Raw genomic sequence first — 16,662 nt, forward strand, 5'->3', positions numbered from 1 at the left:
GCTTGAAGAAATAAACGGACACAGTCCCCAATGAGAGGCCCCCAATGACAGCTTGGCGCTTTGCGATTGACCGGGGGGAACCTTTACCGATGTGGTCGCGCTGACACCCGGAGGCGCGTTGGTCACTGATAAGTTGCTCTCTGAAAACCCTGGCCACTATGCTGATGCGGCCAGTGAAGCGGTGCACCGTTTGATGAAGGAGCACGGCGAGGCTCCTATCGCTGAGCTGAGGATCGGCACAACGGTTGCGACCAATGCGCTGCTGGAGCGCAAGGGTGAACGGCTGGCCTTGGCGATAACGCACGGGTTCGGCGATGCGCTGAGGATTGGAACACAGGCGCGGCCCGCCATCTTCGCGCGGCATATCGTGCTGCCGGAGCAATTGCCCCAAGCTGTGGTCGAGGTAAGCGAACGCGTCGGCGTTGGCGGAGAGGTGCTGACCCCGCTTGATGAAGAAGCGGCGCGCGCCGACTTTGCGAAACTGCGCGGGGCGGGCTTTGATGCAATTGCGATTGTGTTGATGCACGGATGGAAACACCGCGAGCATGAGATGCGCCTGGCTGAGATAGCGCGCGATCTGGGTTTTACGCAGGTCAGCACGAGCCACGAGGTATCCCCGCTTATCAAGCTGATCCCGCGCGGTGATACGACTGTTGTGGACGCCTATCTCTCGCCGGTGCTGCGCCGTTACACCGACACATTGCAAACTGAGCTACCCGGCTCGCGGGCTTTGCGTTTTATGCAGTCGAACGGCGGCCTTGCTGAGGTCGGCGCGTTCCGGGGCAAGGACGCGATCCTTTCCGGGCCCGCAGGCGGCGTAGTCGGTATGGTCGCGGCGTGCGAACCACTGGGGCACACCAAGCTTATCGGGTTCGACATGGGCGGGACCAGCACCGATGTGGCGCATTATGCTGGCGAATATGAGCTGACCGGGGACAGCGTGGTGGCCGGCGTCCGGGTCGCAGCACCCATGATGCAAATCCACACTGTGGCGGCGGGCGGGGGCTCGATGTGCGAATTTGACGGCGCGCGTTTCCGAGTGGGGCCGCATAGCGCTGGCGCTGATCCGGGCCCTGCGTGTTATCGCAAGGGCGGGCCGCTTACCGTTACCGACTGCAATCTGTTCCTTGGCCGTATCGACCCCGCCTTCTTCCCCAGCGTGTTTGGCCCCGGCGGCGATGAGCCCCTCGACCCTCTCGCTGCGCGCACAGCGCTTGAAGCGGTCGCTGCATCGCTGCCAGAGCCCAAGCCCTTGGAGGAGATCGCCGAAGGGTTCCTCGCCATTGCGGTCAACAGTATGGCCAACGCCATTCGCAAGATTTCGGTCGCACGCGGTCATGATGTCACCGAATATGCGCTGGCCTGTTTTGGCGGGGCTGGGGGGCAACATGCGTGCAAGGTCGCCGATGAGCTGGGCATGGAGACTGTGCTGGTGCATCCGCTTGCAGGGATCCTCTCTGCTTTCGGCATCGGCCTTGCGCCTGTGAAAGCGATCCGTGAGGTTAGTCTGGTGCGCGCTTTGACAGAGCCGTTCGCGGATGATCTCGGCTTGCTGGAGGGCGAGGCGCGCGAGGCTTTGACACAGCAGGGTATCGCCGAGGACGCCGTCCAAATCACCGCGCGCGCGAGACTGCGGTTTGAGGGCAGCGATTCCATGCTGACGGTTGATTGCGGCGATAGAGCTGCGATGGATGCATCTTTCCGCAAGGCGCACTTGGCGCAGTTTGGCTATTCTGACGAAGGCGCGGCGATCATCCTTGAGGCGCTCAGCGTTGAGGCAAGTGGCAGTTCCGGCGGTCTTGGCAGCACGAAGGCAGCTCCTGTTGCTGTGGGCGGAAAAGCGTCGGGCCGCTGGCGCACGGCCGAACGTGCAAGCATAGGTGAAGGCCAAACCGCCGAAGGCCCCGCGCTTATTATCGACCCCGGCTCCACCACGGTGGTGGAAGAGGGCTGGCAAGCGGTCTTGGCGCCTGATGCGAGCCTTGTCCTTACTCGCACAGTGCCGCTGACCCGCGAACGCGCGGTGGGCACCAAGGTTGACCCTGTGCGGCTCGAGATATTCAACAACCTCTTTATGGCGATTGCAGAGGAGATGGGGGTTGTCCTCCAATCCACCGCAACCTCCGTCAATATCAAAGAACGGCTTGATTTCTCCTGCGCGCTGTTTGACGCGGGCGGAGCGCTGATCGCCAATGCGCCGCATATCCCGGTGCATTTGGGGAGCATGGGGGACTCCATTGCGCGGGTGATCGAGGCGCGCGGTGATGCCCGCGACGGTCGCGGTTTCCTTCGCGGCGATGCTTATGTGCTCAATGATCCCTATCGCGGCGGGACACACTTGCCCGATATCACGGTGATCGCGCCTGTGTTCTATAATGAGGCGAGCGAAGCCCCGGACGCATTTGTCGCAGCGCGCGGGCACCATGCCGATGTCGGCGGGATCGCTCCGGGCTCTATGCCGCCTGAAAGCCGCACTATCGAAGAAGAGGGGGTCTTGATCGACAACCTTCTGATGGTGGACCAAGGCGTTTTCCGTGAGGAGGCTGTGCGCGAAGTGCTGACCTCGGCGAAGTACCCGGCGCGCAGTCCGGACCGAAACATTTCTGACCTCCGCGCAAAACTGGCGGCGTGTACAAGGGGCGCTGACTTGCTGCGCGGTGCGGCGCGTGACCAGGGGACGCAGGTTGTCGCCGCCTATATGGGCCATGTCATCGCTAATGCTGAAGAGAGCGTGCGGCGGCTTCTGGACAGGTTAGAGGACGGCGAGTTCACCACGCATCTCGACAATGGCGCTCAGGTCAAAGTTGCAATTCGCATCGACCGGACCGCGCGATCGGCGGTGTTCGATTTCACCGGCACTTCCCCGCAGCTCCCCGACAATTTCAACGCCCCGAGGTCCATCACCCGGGCCGCCGCGCTCTATGTTCTGCGCACGCTTATCGACGATGTGATCCCAATGAATGACGGGTGCTTGAAGCCGGTTGAGTTGATCGTGCCGGAAGGCTCAATGCTGAACCCAAAGCCCGGCGCAGCGGTTGTCGCTGGCAATGTTGAGACAAGCCAAGCGGTCACCGACACCCTGTTTGCCGCGACCGGAAAGCTTGCGCCTTCGCAAGGCACGATGAACAATTTTACCTTCGGCAATGCGCGGCATCAGTATTACGAGACCATCTGCGGCGGCTCTGGGGCAGGGCCTGACCATGACGGGACGAGCGCAGTTCAAACCCACATGACCAATTCGCGGCTCACCGATCCAGAGATATTGGAAACGCGGCTCCCCGTGCGGCTGGAGGAGTTTTCCATCCGGCGCGGCTCTGGCGGGAAGGGCGCTCACACGGGCGGCGACGGAACTGTGCGGCGCGTGACTTTTCTTGAGGAAATGCGCGCTAACATGCTCGCCAATCGCAGGGCTGTGCCGCCCAGAGGTCTCGGAGGCGGGGGCGATGCTCAGCCAGGCCGCAATTGGGTGAAGCGCACCAATGGCGCACATGAAGAATTGACCGCCACTGACAGCGCCGAAATGGGCGTGGGCGACACATTTGTAATCCTGACACCGGGAGGAGGGGGATACGGCCATGAATGAGGCTGAAATGGCAACCAATTATTGGCCGCTGCTGGGGATTGCCTTGGTGGTGATCGGCTTTGCATTGCGGTTCAACCCGCTGATGGTCGTGGTCGGCGCTGCGGTCGCAACAGGGCTTTTGGCAGGTATTGATCTCATCGGTGTGGTTGAGGCCTTGGGAAAAGCTTTTAACGATAACCGCTATATCTCTGTAACCTGGATCATTTTACCAGTTATCGGCCTGCTTGAACGTCACGGCCTGCAACAGCGCGCGCGCTCGGTGATCGAGAGTGTGCGAGGGGCGACTATGGGCAAGCTTCTCGTCATCTATCTTGGCTTTCGTCAGATCACTGCGGCTTTGGGAATGAAGGATATTGGCGGTCATCCTCAGGCGGTGCGTCCACTGGTTGCCCCAATGGCGGAGGCCGCGGCGGAAAAATCGCATGGGCAATTGGAACCCGAAGACCGCGAAAAAGTCCTCGCCATGTCGGCGGCGACCGACAATGTGGGTCTTTTCTTTGGTGAAGACATATTCTTCGCAATCGCATCTATCCTATTGATTCAAGGTGTTTTTGAGAGTTCTGGATACCCTCTTACGCCGCTTGAGCTTTCGGTCTGGGCGATCCCAACAGCCATCTGTGCGTTCTTTATTCATTCGTGGCGCATCAATGCCCTTGACCGCTCATTGGGGAGGCGCGCGCCATGATTACCTATGAATGGCTATATTGGCTCGCAGGCGCGTTCTTCGCCTTCTGGTCAATTCTGAGCATCGGCGATAAACGCATAGGAAACGCTGCATTTTGGGGTCTTTTGGCTGTCAGCTTTTTTGCTGGCACCCATCTTGGTGATCTGGCCAATGGTGTGCTGGTATTGGCGCTGGTGGCGATTGCGGGCATGGGCGGATTGAAACGCTCTGACCCAGAGACGACAACGCCAGAGCAACGCTCTGCCTTTTCTGAGGCGCTCGGCAACAGGTTGTTTGTTCCGGCTCTGATTGTGCCGATCACTGCTGTCGCAGGAACACTGGTTTACAATTACACCCCGCTCCTTGAGACTGGCCTGTTTGAAGAGCGGCGCGAGACGCTCATCCTGTTTGGGATTGGTGTGGTGATCGCGCTTGTCGCTGCAATGGTTTGGCTGCGTCCGCCATTGCTCGCACCTGTTCAGGAAGGGCGCCGTTTGCTCGATTCCATCGGCTGGGCAGCGATCCTGCCGCAAATGCTCGCAGCGCTGGGCGCGGTGTTTGCGCTGGCGGGAGTGGGCGACATTATCGGCGGTGCGGCCAGCAGTGCGATCCCCGAGGGGAGCGTCTTCCTTACGGTTGTTGTTTTCGCCCTTGGCATGGCGCTGTTCACGATGATCATGGGCAACGCTTTCGCCGCCTTCCCGGTTATGGCCGCCGCGATTGGCATCCCGCTTCTGGTGGAGGGGTATGGCGGAAATCCAGCGGTGATTGGCGCTGTGGGTATGCTTGCAGGGTTCTGCGGTACTTTGCTCACGCCCATGGCGGCCAATTTCAATATCGTGCCCGCAGCCTTGCTCGAGCTTAAAGACCAGAACGCGGTTATCCGTCAGCAGATCGGCACCGCCGTGCCGCTGTGGTTTTGCAATGTCATAATCATCTATGTAGGGGCGTTTCTCCTGTGGAACTGACACTTACGCCGGACATCGCAAGCAAGTTTGCTAAAATCGCGCTTGGTCATGTGGGGCAGGAATACCCCAATTTCACCGGCCATGTGATGGCCGATGATGGCGATGCAAAGACCCCGCGCGAGCTTCATCCGGCCTTCTTTGGCAGCTACGATTGGCATTCCTGCGTCCATTCGTGGTGGCTTTTGTTACGCTTAAGGCGCAAAGACCTTGGTTCGGCAGAAGCAGCCCAGATTGCCGGTTTGGCTGAAACAACCTTAAGTGAGGTCAACCTCGCCGCCGAGCTGGCCTACCTTGAGCGTCCGACGACGCGCGGCTGGGAGCGGCCCTATGGCTGGGCTTGGTTGCTGTATCTCCATCACGAGGCTGAGCACCATGAGGATCAGGAATGGGGCAAGCGCCTAGAACCTTTGGCGCGCGCTTTTGCCGCGCGGTTCAAAGAGTTTCTGCCGCTTCTCACATATCCGATAACTGTCGGCACTCATTTCAACACTGCCTTTGCATTGACGCTGGCCCGCGCGTGGGCGCAGGAGCGTGACGCGCATCTCCTCGCTCTTATCGACGAGTGGGCCATGCGCAACTTTGCTCACAGAACCGACTATGCAGGGTGGGAGCCGGGGGGCGATGAGTTCCTATCGCCCGTCTTAACAGCAGCCTGCCTGATGAGCGATGTCATGACGCCCATGGCATTCGCCCCGTGGTTTGACGCGCTGGCTTTGCGCAATGGCTGGACCGAGCGCGAGTGCCATCCCGTCTCCGTCTCAGACCGCAGCGATGGCAAAATTGCGCATCTCGACGGGCTTAATCTCAGCCGCGCCTGGTGTCTCCTTCGCATAGAACGCGCGCTGGGCGGCTCTTATGCATCAGATCTGCTCAAGTCCCGCGCCGAGCAACATCTTTCCGCGGCGATCCCTCATATAGCGGGTGATTATATGGGCGAACATTGGTTGGCGAGCTTTGCACTGCTCGCTCTGTTGGAAATCCCGTAGCAACGCATTTTCCATAGTTTTTGAACGACTAAGGCCTGAACGCCAGATTAACCTTAGCCCCAGTTTCGCTAAACCCGCAGAACTCCTTGGCTTTTACCGCGTTTTACAAGTGGCAGTAAGGGGTTGATAACCATTTCTGGGTATTTGTCCTAGGTATGGATACCGAGAAACTCATCCGTTCACTGTTCGCCACAACCGTATTGGCGACGTTTACCGTTTCCGCTCCGGCTATGGCCGCGGGCGTCGATGCAGGGTCTCTTATTGAAAACACAGCCAGCGCCACCTTTGAGGATGGCGAGGGCATTAGGACGGTGGAATCAAACACTGTTACTGTGCGGGTGGACGAATTGGTCGATGTGACGGTGACGTCGCAGGATGGCGGTCCGGTCGCTTCAGAAGTCGGCGAGGATATTCTAACTTTCGAAGTGACGAACCAAGGCAACGGCCCGGAAGAATTCACTCTTACGGCTAACCCAGCGGTGGCTGGCAACGATTTCGACACAACCATCACCTCGATCGCAATCGATACCAATGACAACGGTGTTTATGACCCAGGGGTCGATACGATCCTAACCGGGCCAGAGACCACACCGGAGCTCGCTCCTGATGAAGCGGTTACTGTTTTTGTGATTGTCGAGGTGCCAGGCGGCGTGAGCGACGAAGAAACCAGTGATGTTGAACTGCTTGCCGAAGCGGTAACAGGCACAGGCGCGCCGGGAACTCTATTTGCAGGCGCAGGTGTTGACGGCGGAGATGCAATCGTTGGCGCAACGGGCGCTGATGCTGCCGAGACAGGTTCGCTTGTTATCAGCCTGACCACTGTTGAACTTACCAAAGCGGTTAGCCTCGTCGACCCATTTGGCGACGACAGCGCAGTTCCGGGCACGGTAGCAACCTTTACGCTCAACGCGGTCATAGAAGGAAGCGGCTCGATTGACAGCCTGGTCATCACCGACGCCATTCCAGACGACACCACTTACGTAGCAGGCAGCCTTACCCTGGATGGCGGCGCACTCACCGATGAGGCGGGTGATGACGCAGGCGAGGGTTCCGACACCACAGGCATCTCAGTCGACATCGGCACCGTCACTGGCGGTGACACCTTCGAAGTAACCTTCGACGTCACGATCGACTGAATCAGAACACAAAGCAAAAAGGGTCAAATCAATGAACACTCTCAAAACAGCTTTTGTAACAATCGCTTTTGCAGCCTCGGCCATGTTCGCAGTGCCAGCGCTCGCTCAAGACGCGAACCCTGTATCGCTTTCTGGCGATGTGAAAGCGGTTGTCACCACGGTTGATGATGCCGGCAACACAACCACCGAGCTTGTTGAACCTGACAAAATCGTACCGGGCGACCGCTTGGTGTTTGGTACGGATTATTCGAATTCGGGCGATGAGCCGGTGAAGAATTTCGTTGTGACCAACCCGCTTCCAAAACCTGTTCGTCTTGCATCCGACGCCGACGCTAACCTCGAGGTCTCCGTCGATGGCGGCAAGAGCTGGGGCGTGCTCGCCTCGCTCACAGTCGCGCTCGACGATGGCAGTTCGCGAACCGCTCAGCACAAAGATGTGACGCATGTTCGCTGGACGCTCGCAGAGATTGCGCCGGGTGAAAGCGGCCGCCTCGAATACCCTGCCATAATCCGCTGAATTTCTGCGGAAAATCTAATTTCTTTCCTCTGCTCGGCAACGGCTGAGGGAATGTGACCGCCAAGCCTTGTGGGCGGAAGTTTTGACGCAAGGCGCACACTCGCAAAGGACCACTTGCAATGAGACATTCTAAGAGGTTGCTGGGGGCAGTAAGCGCGGTCGCGCTTATTGCGATGACCAGCACTCCGGCTCTCGCAGTCGGAACAACGGCGGGAGAAACGATCACGAACTCCGTGTCAGTCTCCTACCAGGTCGGTAACGACCCCAACACAACACAAACCGCGACCGACAGTGACACATTCACCGTTGACCGCGTGATCGACGTGAACGTCAATTTGACCAGCGTGAGCCCTGTTGAGGTTGCGCCAGGTCAAGTTCAGGCCACTTTGGCTTTTGACGTGACCAACCTGTCGAACGATACGGTCGATCTTGACCTCTCTACCGTTCTGACTGGCGGGACTGCTGCCAACATTGAGAACATCACAATTTATGAAGATCTCAATGGTGACGGCGTTCTCGACCAAGCGGAAATTGACGCTGGCCCGATCACTTTCCTCGACGAAGTGGCAGCCGACGACGGTGCGGGTTCTGAAACCCTCAGCGTTCTTGTTGTTGCTGATATCACCACGGATGCGGTGAACGGCGATACCTTCGACCTTGTTCTGGTTGCTGATGCGCACGAAGCGGGCGGTGCCGGCCTCGGTGCTGAAATCAACGCGAACAATGGTGATGCGAACACAGCCGGCGTGGACACAGTCCTCGGCGATGATTCAGGTACTGCTGAAGAAGGCGTTGCAGGCGGTGATCACTCTGATGAGGGTTCATTCTCTGTTGCTGGCGCAGTTGTGTCGGTTGTGAAATCCAGCCGTATCGTCAGCGATCCGGTGAACGGCACGACCAATCCAAAAGCCATCCCTGGCGCTGTGATCGAATATTGTATTGCAGTCACCAACGCGAGCGGCGCAGCTCCGGCGACAGCCGTTACCGTGAACGATGACCTTCCAGGCGATGTGACCTTCACACCTGGCTCAGGCATCTTCCACGGCACGGCAAGTGTCGACAATTCGGGCGCAACCCCGGTCGCGACTTGTAGCGGTGGTAATGATGAAGAGGGCAATGACGCCATCTTCACAGCTGGCGGCGCGAATGGTGCAGGTGTTATTGATAGCACACTTGCAGACGTTCCAGCTGCGGCCACCAACTCGGTCTATTTCGAAGTCACGATCAACTAGATCGCTGATTTAGAGAGATATTAGACCCATGCGTGTGTGCTCTTCTCTTAAGCGTTTGGCGGCAGGACTAAGTGCAGTCCTGCTGCCATTCGGCGTGCTCGGAGGAAATGCCCTTGCGCAAGACACCACCGATGAGGCCGAGGTTATCGGCACCATTAACAACACTGCGGAAGCCAGCTGGACCATTGAGGGGCGTCAGCGCCAAACGGTTTCCAACGAAATAGAATTCGATGTCACATTGCCTCCTCCTGTGATTCGAGCGTTTCGCTCGACCCCTCAGGGCGATGTCGACCTCAACTTCCGGGCACCCTTGTGCGCGGCAAATGCGCAGGCGCCTGCATCAGGCAGCGGCGGCGATGCATCTTCAAACACCGTAGAATTGACCCCGCAAGAGGGCATGGCGGCAGTCACAACCTCGATTACAACGGGGCAAACGGTGTTGTTCGAGATCACTGCTTTGGCGGCAAACGTAGATAAAACTGAAGCTGACCGCCTTTCAGTGACCATCACCACATCCACCGGTGATGAAGAGACCCTCACGATTTTTGAAACTGGCGCGAATACTGGCGTCTTTGTCGGCCAGATTGGCACCACCCGCATTCCGCCTCAACCGGCATCGGGCGACTGCCAGCTCAGCGTCAATGAAGGCGCGACGATCTTTATTCAAGCGAACCTCCCGGATGAAACGACCGTTCTGGTCGAGACACAGGTTGAGGTGCTTGCAGATCCATTTGGCGTTGTTTTCGACAGTGAAACCGGTGAGCCGGTATCTGGCGCAGTTGTCACGTTGGTTGACGCTGTCACAGGCCTGCCCGCAACGGTATTTGCCGAGGACGGCGTGACACCGTGGCCTTCGACGGTTATTTCAGGTGAGCCGATCCTCTTTGGTGCGAATGGTGAGTTCACCTTTACGCAGGACGAGGGCGAATTCTGGTTCCCGCTGACATCCCTTGGCGATTACCGTCTCGTAATTGAGCCGCCTGAGCCTTACACCGCGCCTTCTGTGGTAAGCCCTGCAAACCTGGCGCAGCTGCGCCGTCCAGATGGGCGTGAGTTTGTTATTCTCGACGCGTCTTTCGGTGCGAGTTTCACACTGACAGACCCGACACCGGTGCAAGTGGATATCCCCCTTGACCGTCCGGGTATTGACATTGGGCTTGTGAAAACGGCGTCGCGTGACCGTGTGCAGCCGGGCGATGTTGTGTTCTATTCGATCACCGCGCGCAACGACGATCCATCGCGTCCAAAGCGCAATGTGGTTTTGACAGACACACCTTCGACCAGCCTGCGCTTCCGCCCTGACACGGTGCGCGTGAACGGTGAGGAAGCTCCTGACGTTGTCGAGTTCGCCCCAGATGGCAGCACCTTGACAGTCGCTCTTGGCGATCTGGATGGCGGCGAAAGCGTTCGTGTTACATATGCAGTGTCGGTGCGTCCTGATGCGAGCCCAGGGCAGGCAGTCAACGAAGCTGTTACCGTGGATTCGCTTGGCCGTGTAACGCGCGCTGGTGCAGCGATCGAAGTTGAACGTGAGACGATTGCGGACCGCTTGACCATCATTGGCCGCATCACCGCTGGTCCATGCTCTGTGCGTGATACCCGTGATGATCCACGCCCCGGCGTGCCCGGAGTGCGCGTTGTTCTGGAAGATGGTTCTTACGCAATCACCGACGCAGATGGCCGCTATCACTTTGAAGGCGTAGTTCCAGGCACTCACGTGGTGGCTGTGGCCCGTATGACCGTTCCAGAGGGCGGTGAGCTCGTGAACTGCCACCTCGACACCCGCAATGCTGGCAGCGCAAGCTCGCGCTTCATCATCGGGCAGGGCGGCTCGCTCGCGGTTGCAGATTTCCATATTGAATTTCCGGAACTGACGCTTGCTGAAACCGACGCAGCAGTTGCGCCACTGTTCGGCGAAACTCGCCCAGACGGTGCCACAGCCCGCGCTGTAAATGCGATTGCTGGCGGTTCGGGCATCCCAAGCGTTGAGCGTGATAACGACCCCATCTCCGCTGTAAACCTCGCCCAAGACGGCGTTCCTGGCAGCACCGCTGAGGCAGCTGAGCGCGCTGAGCCATCCTTTGCGCCTAACACTGATTGGATTGCGCTTGGCGATGGCGAAGACGGCTTCCTTACACCTGGCTTGACAGCAAATCCGCGCGCTCCAGCGATCCGCGTGGCTATCCGTCACCGCCGCGGTCAAACAATCAAACTGCGCGTCAATGGCAAAGAAGTTGGCGGCCTTTCCTTCGACGGCACCTTGACCCCTTCGGAAGGCCGTTTCGCGGTCAGCACATGGCGCGGCATCGTCCTTGAGGGCGAACGCACAGTGCTTGAAGCGGACGTTGTGAACTCCTTTGGCGGCGTCAACGAAACCTTCAAGCGCGAAGTGTTCTTCACCACCACACCAACACGCGTTGAGCTGGTTCCTGAGCTTTCAAACCTTGTAGCCGATGGCCGCACGCGTCCCGTCGCTGCGATCCGCGTCCTTGACCGCAACAACCGTCCGCTGCGTGAAGGTGTCAGCGGCAACTTCACTCTCAATGCGCCTTACGAGAGCGCTGAGCAGGTCGATCGCCAACAGTTGAACCAGCTCACCGGTTTCACTCCTAGCCAAGCGCGCTGGGTTGTTGAAGGCACGGACGGTATTGCTCGCATTGAACTTGCACCAACCATGGTGTCTGGCTCGCTGCGTCTCGACTTTGACTTCAACGATGGTGAGCTGGTGCGCGAGCAGCAGCTTGAGACCTGGATCACTCCGGGCGATATCGAGTGGACTATCGTGGGTCTTGCAGAAGGCACCGTGGGCGCGAAATCGGTTGCTGAAAACATGCAACGTGAAGGCCGCTTTGCCAGCGATCTTGGCGATGATGCGCGCGTTGCGCTCTATGCCAAGGGCCGCATTCTGGGTAAGTTCCTGACCACTATCGCCTATGACAGCGCCGAGCAGCGCGAAGATCAGCGCGTGCTTGGGACATTGGATCCTAACGCGTATTACACTGTCTTCGCAGACGGCTCTTCGCGCCGCTTCGACGCTGCCTCGCGTGAGAACCTCTATGTTCGTATTGAAACCGCGACCTTCTACGCGCTCTATGGCGATTTTGAGACCGCTTTCGACCAGACACGCCTTGCTCGTTACAACCGCACCGCAACCGGTGTTAAGGGCGAAGCGCGCGTGGGCCAATTCAAAGCCAGCGCATTCGCAGCTGAAATCTCTACCCGCCTTCAGCGCCTTGAAATTCAAGGTCAGGGTATCACTGGTCCATATGATCTTGGCTCGCGCCGCGTGCTTGCAAACTCTGAGCGCGTGACCATCGAAGTGCGTGACCGTTTCCGTCCCGAGCAAATCGTTCGCACGACCACTCTGGCGCGCTTCATCGACTATGATCTCGACCTGCTTTCAGGGACGATCACTTTCACGCGCCCTGTACTGAGCCGCGACGAAGACCTGAACCCGCAATTCATTATCGTTGAGTTTGAGACAGACGGTTTTGGCGAGGGTGAACTTAATGCAGGCGTGCGCGCTGACTGGACCAGCGGCGATGGCCGGGTCCGCATTGGCGCCAATGCAATCACCGACAGAGGTGAAGGCGAGCGCACCAACATCGGCACACTCGACCTTCGCGCAAACCTTGGCGACAGCACCGAAGTGCGCGGCGAATTCGCTGTGAGCCGCAGCGCAGGTGAAACTGCAACCGGCTGGCTTGCTGAAGTGCAGCACCAAACCGGCAAAGTGGACCTTCTTGCCTATGCTCGTCAGCTTGACGAAGACTACGGGATTGGTCAGCAAAACGGCGTTGACCTTGGCCGCCGCCGCTTCGGTGTCGATGGCCGCGTGTTCCTGGGCGACAACCTCAGCGTTCTGGGCAGCGTTTGGCAGGATGACAGCCTTACTGACAGTTCACGCCGCCGCGCCGCGCAAACCCAGCTGAGCCTGACACGCGCTGATACCGATTTCCGCTTGGGCCTTACGCATTTCGACGACCGTCTCGCTGATGGCACGACCAACAGCTCCACAGTCCTCGAAGGCGGTGCGACCCAGCGCCTGTTCGAAAACAGCCTCGAGCTGTCAGCATCGACCGCAATCGCGCTCGACCAGGCGGACAGCATTGACCTTCCGGCACGTCACCGCATTGGCGCTCGCTATGCGATTGCCAATGGTGTGCGCCTTGTGGGCACCTACGAGATCGCCGACGGCGAAGAGATCGACGCACGCACGCTTCGCGGCGGAATTGAGCTTACCCCATGGCAGGGCGGTCAGGTGATCACCTCTGTGGGTCAGGAAACCGTGGGCGAGCTGGGCAACCGCACATTTGCAGCCTTTGGCCTTTCGCAGACGCTTCAGGTTAGCCCTGAATTCTCGCTCGATGCGACTATCGACGGCAACCGCACTTTGAACGGCGTACCTGATGCATCTGACCTTATCAACGTGGAGCAACCTGCGGCCTCGGGCGGTCAACTGACTGGTGGCCAACTGTTCGAAGACTTCACAGCAGTCACCCTTGGCGGTGCATGGCGCAAGGACCGCTGGAGCCTCACAGCCCGCGGCGAATATCGCGATGGCGAGCTGGCAGACCGTTACGGCGCAACCTTTGGCGGTATCCGTCAACTGGGCGAGGGCAGCGTTGTTGGCTCCGGCATTACTTGGACGCGCGCCGAAGACGAGCTTGGCCCAGAAGTTGAGATCATAGACGCAGCAATCGCATTTGCTCACCGTCCTGATGCCTCTGAAATCGCCATGCTCGGCAAGCTTGAGTATCGTAGCGACAAAGTGACAGGCGCCGTTGCTGGCGAAGCGGGCGGTGCAGGCGCAAGCGCTCTCATCGTGGACGGCGATGCAACTTCGCGCCGCGTGATTGCCAGCTGGTCCACAAATTGGAGCCCGCGCAATTGGAACGAAGATGAGAATGGCATTACCCGCCAGACGCGCCGCAATGAATTCGGTCTGTTCCTGGGCGGCCGCTACAATTTCGACGAGTTCGAGGGCACAGAGTTCTCTGGTACAACTGTCTTCGTTGGCGCAGATGCCCGCATCGGTATTGGCGAGAAATTTGAGATCGGCGCAACCGCGACCGTGCGCTCAAACCTTGAGGATGAAGTGACGAGTTTCTCCTACGGTCCGACCATTGGCTTTACCCCATTGGATGATATGCTCCTAATCGTTGGCTACAACGTGGAGGGCTTCCGTGATGGGGATTTCTCCGAAGCGCGCAACACTGACAAAGGTGTGTTCGCAAGCGTACGCCTCAAGTTCGACACCAGCAGCTTTGACTTTCTGGGTCTGGGGCGGTGAGCGGAAAGCTTTGTAACGATTGCAAAACAGTAAACGCTCTGTTTACCAAGAATCCATATACCCAGGCCATGTTCGGACACATCGCAAGCTCGCTAAAATTGGCTAAGGTTTGGGCGGGTGTAATCCTGCTCTCATTGTCGCTTATGCCCAGCGTTGCTCAGGCACAAAGCGAAGATATAGATTGGGGCGATGCGGGACAGCCAAGCCAGGGGACTTTCCCAAGCGGGACAGTCGTTGTCGGTTCAGACGATACGACAGCAACCGTCACAAGGGTGGTCACGACCGATGGAGGAACATTCACGCCAGCCTTCTTTGCTCAAGATTTCTTAAGTTACTTTAGTGGTCAGATCGGCGCAGGTGTCCGCCCGCTGCTACTCAATATGGACAACTCGTCCTTCGATCCGGACGACTTTGTCACTTACGATATTGTACTCAGCCGCTCAGTTGAGAACTTCAATTTCATCCTTAGCGATGTCGACAATGGCGGCGGCGGGGTGGATGCGATTGAGGTCTTCTATGACGACGATTTGACCGGCGGCTTTACCAACGCAGCAAACAACAACGCTTTGTGGACTGCAGGGCCTTCAGTCACTCGCACTAATGACGCTATTATCAATGGCTGGCGCGGAACTTCACCTTCGGGCCAATTTACGACCGACGGTGATATCGCTTTCGATTTCAACAGCACTCAAGTTCAGCGCATTCGAGTGGTTATGCGAATTCATACCGGCACCGGAGATCCAGGGCCGCAGTTCGTGGGGCTTTCCACATTGACCTATGACGAGGCGACCGTTGCTCAGGGTGCAGACCTGTCGCTCGCCAAGTCTCTCCTCGGCTCACCCCCAGTGCAAGGTGGCGTGGCGAACTGGCGTCTAACCGTTACTAATAACACAATTTCGACGCAGTCCGCCACGGGAGTGGTTGTGCGCGACACCTTTCCAGGCAGCTTCACCTTCAGCTCTGCAAGTGGCGATGGATCATTCGATCAGGCGAGTGGCAATTGGACCGTGCCCAATCTTGCCCCGGGCGAAAGCGCCAGCATCACCCTCAGTGGGACTATATCGGCGGCAACTGGCACCACAGTGACCAATATTGCCGAAATTATCGCGGTAAATGAACCAGATTTTGATTCCACAGCAGGGAATGGCGCGACAACGGAGGACGACTATGCCGAAGCGAGCTTCACGGTTCAAAGTGGGCGTGCCCCTGGCGTTCCACCTTCGCTGGCATGTCCCGCAGGTGTTTCGATTTTCGATTGGGATCAGATCCCAGGCTGGACCGCTGGTTCAACCGACAACTCTTACGATTTTGCCGGGCTGGGCGACATTCGGTTCCAATTGACCAATGATGGCACCTATCTAAACAGTGCCCCATTTGGAGGACAAAATCCGACCGTGTTTAACATCTTCGGGGGTGGTTTGAACCCAGCAGAAGATACACTCACTGTGGTCACAGACCAAGCCAATCAAGCGGGCGAAGTTGTCATCACTATCACTCTGCCTCGCTCCTTCACAGGTGTTCAATTCTCAGTTTTTGACGTTGACTTCGGTGTGAACCAATTTGCGGACAGGCTCGAGGTGGAAGGTCTGAATGGCGGCGCGGTCGTGCTCCCCCAACTCACGAATGGTAATGTGAACTTTGTCAGTGGCAATCAGATCATTGGTGACGGTAGCTCCAATTCTGACGCGGCATTGGGCAATGCGGTTGTGACCTTTACACAAACGGTGGACACGATCGTACTTCGATATGGCAACCACACGACCGCGCCAGCGGATCCAACTCAGCAGGGCATTGGCTTGCACGACCTGTTTTTCTGTACCCCCGATGTCGATTTGACCGTGAGCAAGATCAGCTCAATCATCGCCGACCCGGTCAATGGAAATAACAATCCGAAAGCCATTCCCGGCGCGACGGTTGAATATTTGATTACGGTCACCAACACCGGCGCCAATGCGACATTTGCAGACACCGTGAGTGTGCTCGACAATGGTCCAGAAGATGCACGGATGTGCCTAATCGATAGTGCGGGAGGGCCGGTTACCTTCAATGATCCGGGGGCAAACACTGGCCTTACTTATGCCTTTGCAAGCCTAGGGTCAGGTGCGGATGATGTGGAGTTCTCGAGCGATAACGGGGCAAGCTTTTCCTATACGCCGGTCGATGACGGGACGGGATGCGATGCCAATATCACCGATTTCCGTGTGAACCCGGATGGAGCCCTTGCGGGCGGCACGACCTTCACAATTACGGTGCGCTACGAAATCGAATAGCTCACGCACATAT

At 58.0% G+C, this 16,662-nt stretch carries 8 protein-coding genes and 1 pseudogene; all 9 read left to right on the top strand.

Translation table 11 applies throughout. The features are described 5' to 3' along the window. Nucleotides 1–44: 44 nt before the first annotated feature. A pseudogene (locus tag AC0V60_RS04315) lies at nt 45–3,583 on the top strand (hydantoinase B/oxoprolinase family protein). Continuing rightward, a complete protein-coding gene (locus AC0V60_RS04320) occupies nt 3,576–4,268 on the top strand; it encodes a DUF969 domain-containing protein (RefSeq protein WP_486177294.1) in 693 nt (230 codons plus the stop codon). Before AC0V60_RS04315 ends, AC0V60_RS04320 begins: the two are co-directional and overlap by 8 nt. Beyond that, nucleotides 4,265–5,215 carry a DUF979 domain-containing protein gene (locus AC0V60_RS04325; protein WP_486177295.1) on the top strand — a complete coding sequence of 317 codons (951 nt, stop codon included), beginning with the start codon at nt 4,265–4,267 and terminating at the stop codon, nt 5,213–5,215. Before AC0V60_RS04320 ends, AC0V60_RS04325 begins: the two co-directional genes overlap by 4 nt. Next, nucleotides 5,212–6,201, top strand: a complete 990-nt coding sequence (locus AC0V60_RS04330; RefSeq protein WP_486179437.1) for a DUF2891 domain-containing protein — start codon at nt 5,212–5,214, stop codon at nt 6,199–6,201. The genes AC0V60_RS04325 and AC0V60_RS04330 overlap by 4 nt, the downstream gene beginning before the upstream one ends. A gap of 155 nt (nt 6,202–6,356) precedes the next feature. Then, on the top strand, nt 6,357–7,337 hold the full coding sequence (locus tag AC0V60_RS04335; protein ID WP_486177296.1) for a hypothetical protein: 981 nt from the start codon (nt 6,357–6,359) through the stop codon (nt 7,335–7,337). Nucleotides 7,338–7,368: 31 nt separating this feature from the next. Further along, the gene (locus AC0V60_RS04340) at nt 7,369–7,854 is read left to right on the top strand and encodes a hypothetical protein (RefSeq protein WP_486177297.1); all 486 of its coding nucleotides are present in this window, start codon (nt 7,369–7,371) and stop codon (nt 7,852–7,854) included. A gap of 119 nt (nt 7,855–7,973) precedes the next feature. Then, the gene (locus AC0V60_RS04345; RefSeq protein WP_486177298.1) at nt 7,974–9,086 is read left to right on the top strand and encodes a hypothetical protein; all 1,113 of its coding nucleotides are present in this window, start codon (nt 7,974–7,976) and stop codon (nt 9,084–9,086) included. Between the two features lie 28 nt (nt 9,087–9,114). Further along, nucleotides 9,115–14,379 carry a hypothetical protein gene (locus AC0V60_RS04350; RefSeq protein WP_486177299.1) on the top strand — a complete coding sequence of 1,755 codons (5,265 nt, stop codon included), beginning with the start codon at nt 9,115–9,117 and terminating at the stop codon, nt 14,377–14,379. Nucleotides 14,380–14,477: 98 nt separating this feature from the next. Then, nucleotides 14,478–16,649, top strand: coding sequence for a DUF11 domain-containing protein (locus AC0V60_RS04355; protein ID WP_486177300.1), 2,172 nt, complete (start codon nt 14,478–14,480; stop codon nt 16,647–16,649). The last annotated feature ends 13 nt before the right edge of the window (nt 16,650–16,662 follow it).

The sequence above is a fragment of the Erythrobacter sp. S259 genome, from assembly GCF_057364965.1.

What these genes read in the sequence shown, in the direction of transcription:
- AC0V60_RS04340 (WP_486177297.1), top strand. Translation starts at nt 7,369, where the DNA reads ATGAACACTCTCAAAACAGCTTTTGTAACAATCGCTTTTGCAGCCTCG.
- AC0V60_RS04325 (WP_486177295.1), top strand. Translation starts at nt 4,265, where the DNA reads ATGATTACCTATGAATGGCTATATTGGCTCGCAGGCGCGTTCTTCGCC.
- AC0V60_RS04350 (WP_486177299.1), top strand. Translation starts at nt 9,115, where the DNA reads ATGCGTGTGTGCTCTTCTCTTAAGCGTTTGGCGGCAGGACTAAGTGCA.
- AC0V60_RS04345 (WP_486177298.1), top strand. Translation starts at nt 7,974, where the DNA reads ATGAGACATTCTAAGAGGTTGCTGGGGGCAGTAAGCGCGGTCGCGCTT.
- AC0V60_RS04335 (WP_486177296.1), top strand. Translation starts at nt 6,357, where the DNA reads ATGGATACCGAGAAACTCATCCGTTCACTGTTCGCCACAACCGTATTG.
- AC0V60_RS04320 (WP_486177294.1), top strand. Translation starts at nt 3,576, where the DNA reads ATGAATGAGGCTGAAATGGCAACCAATTATTGGCCGCTGCTGGGGATT.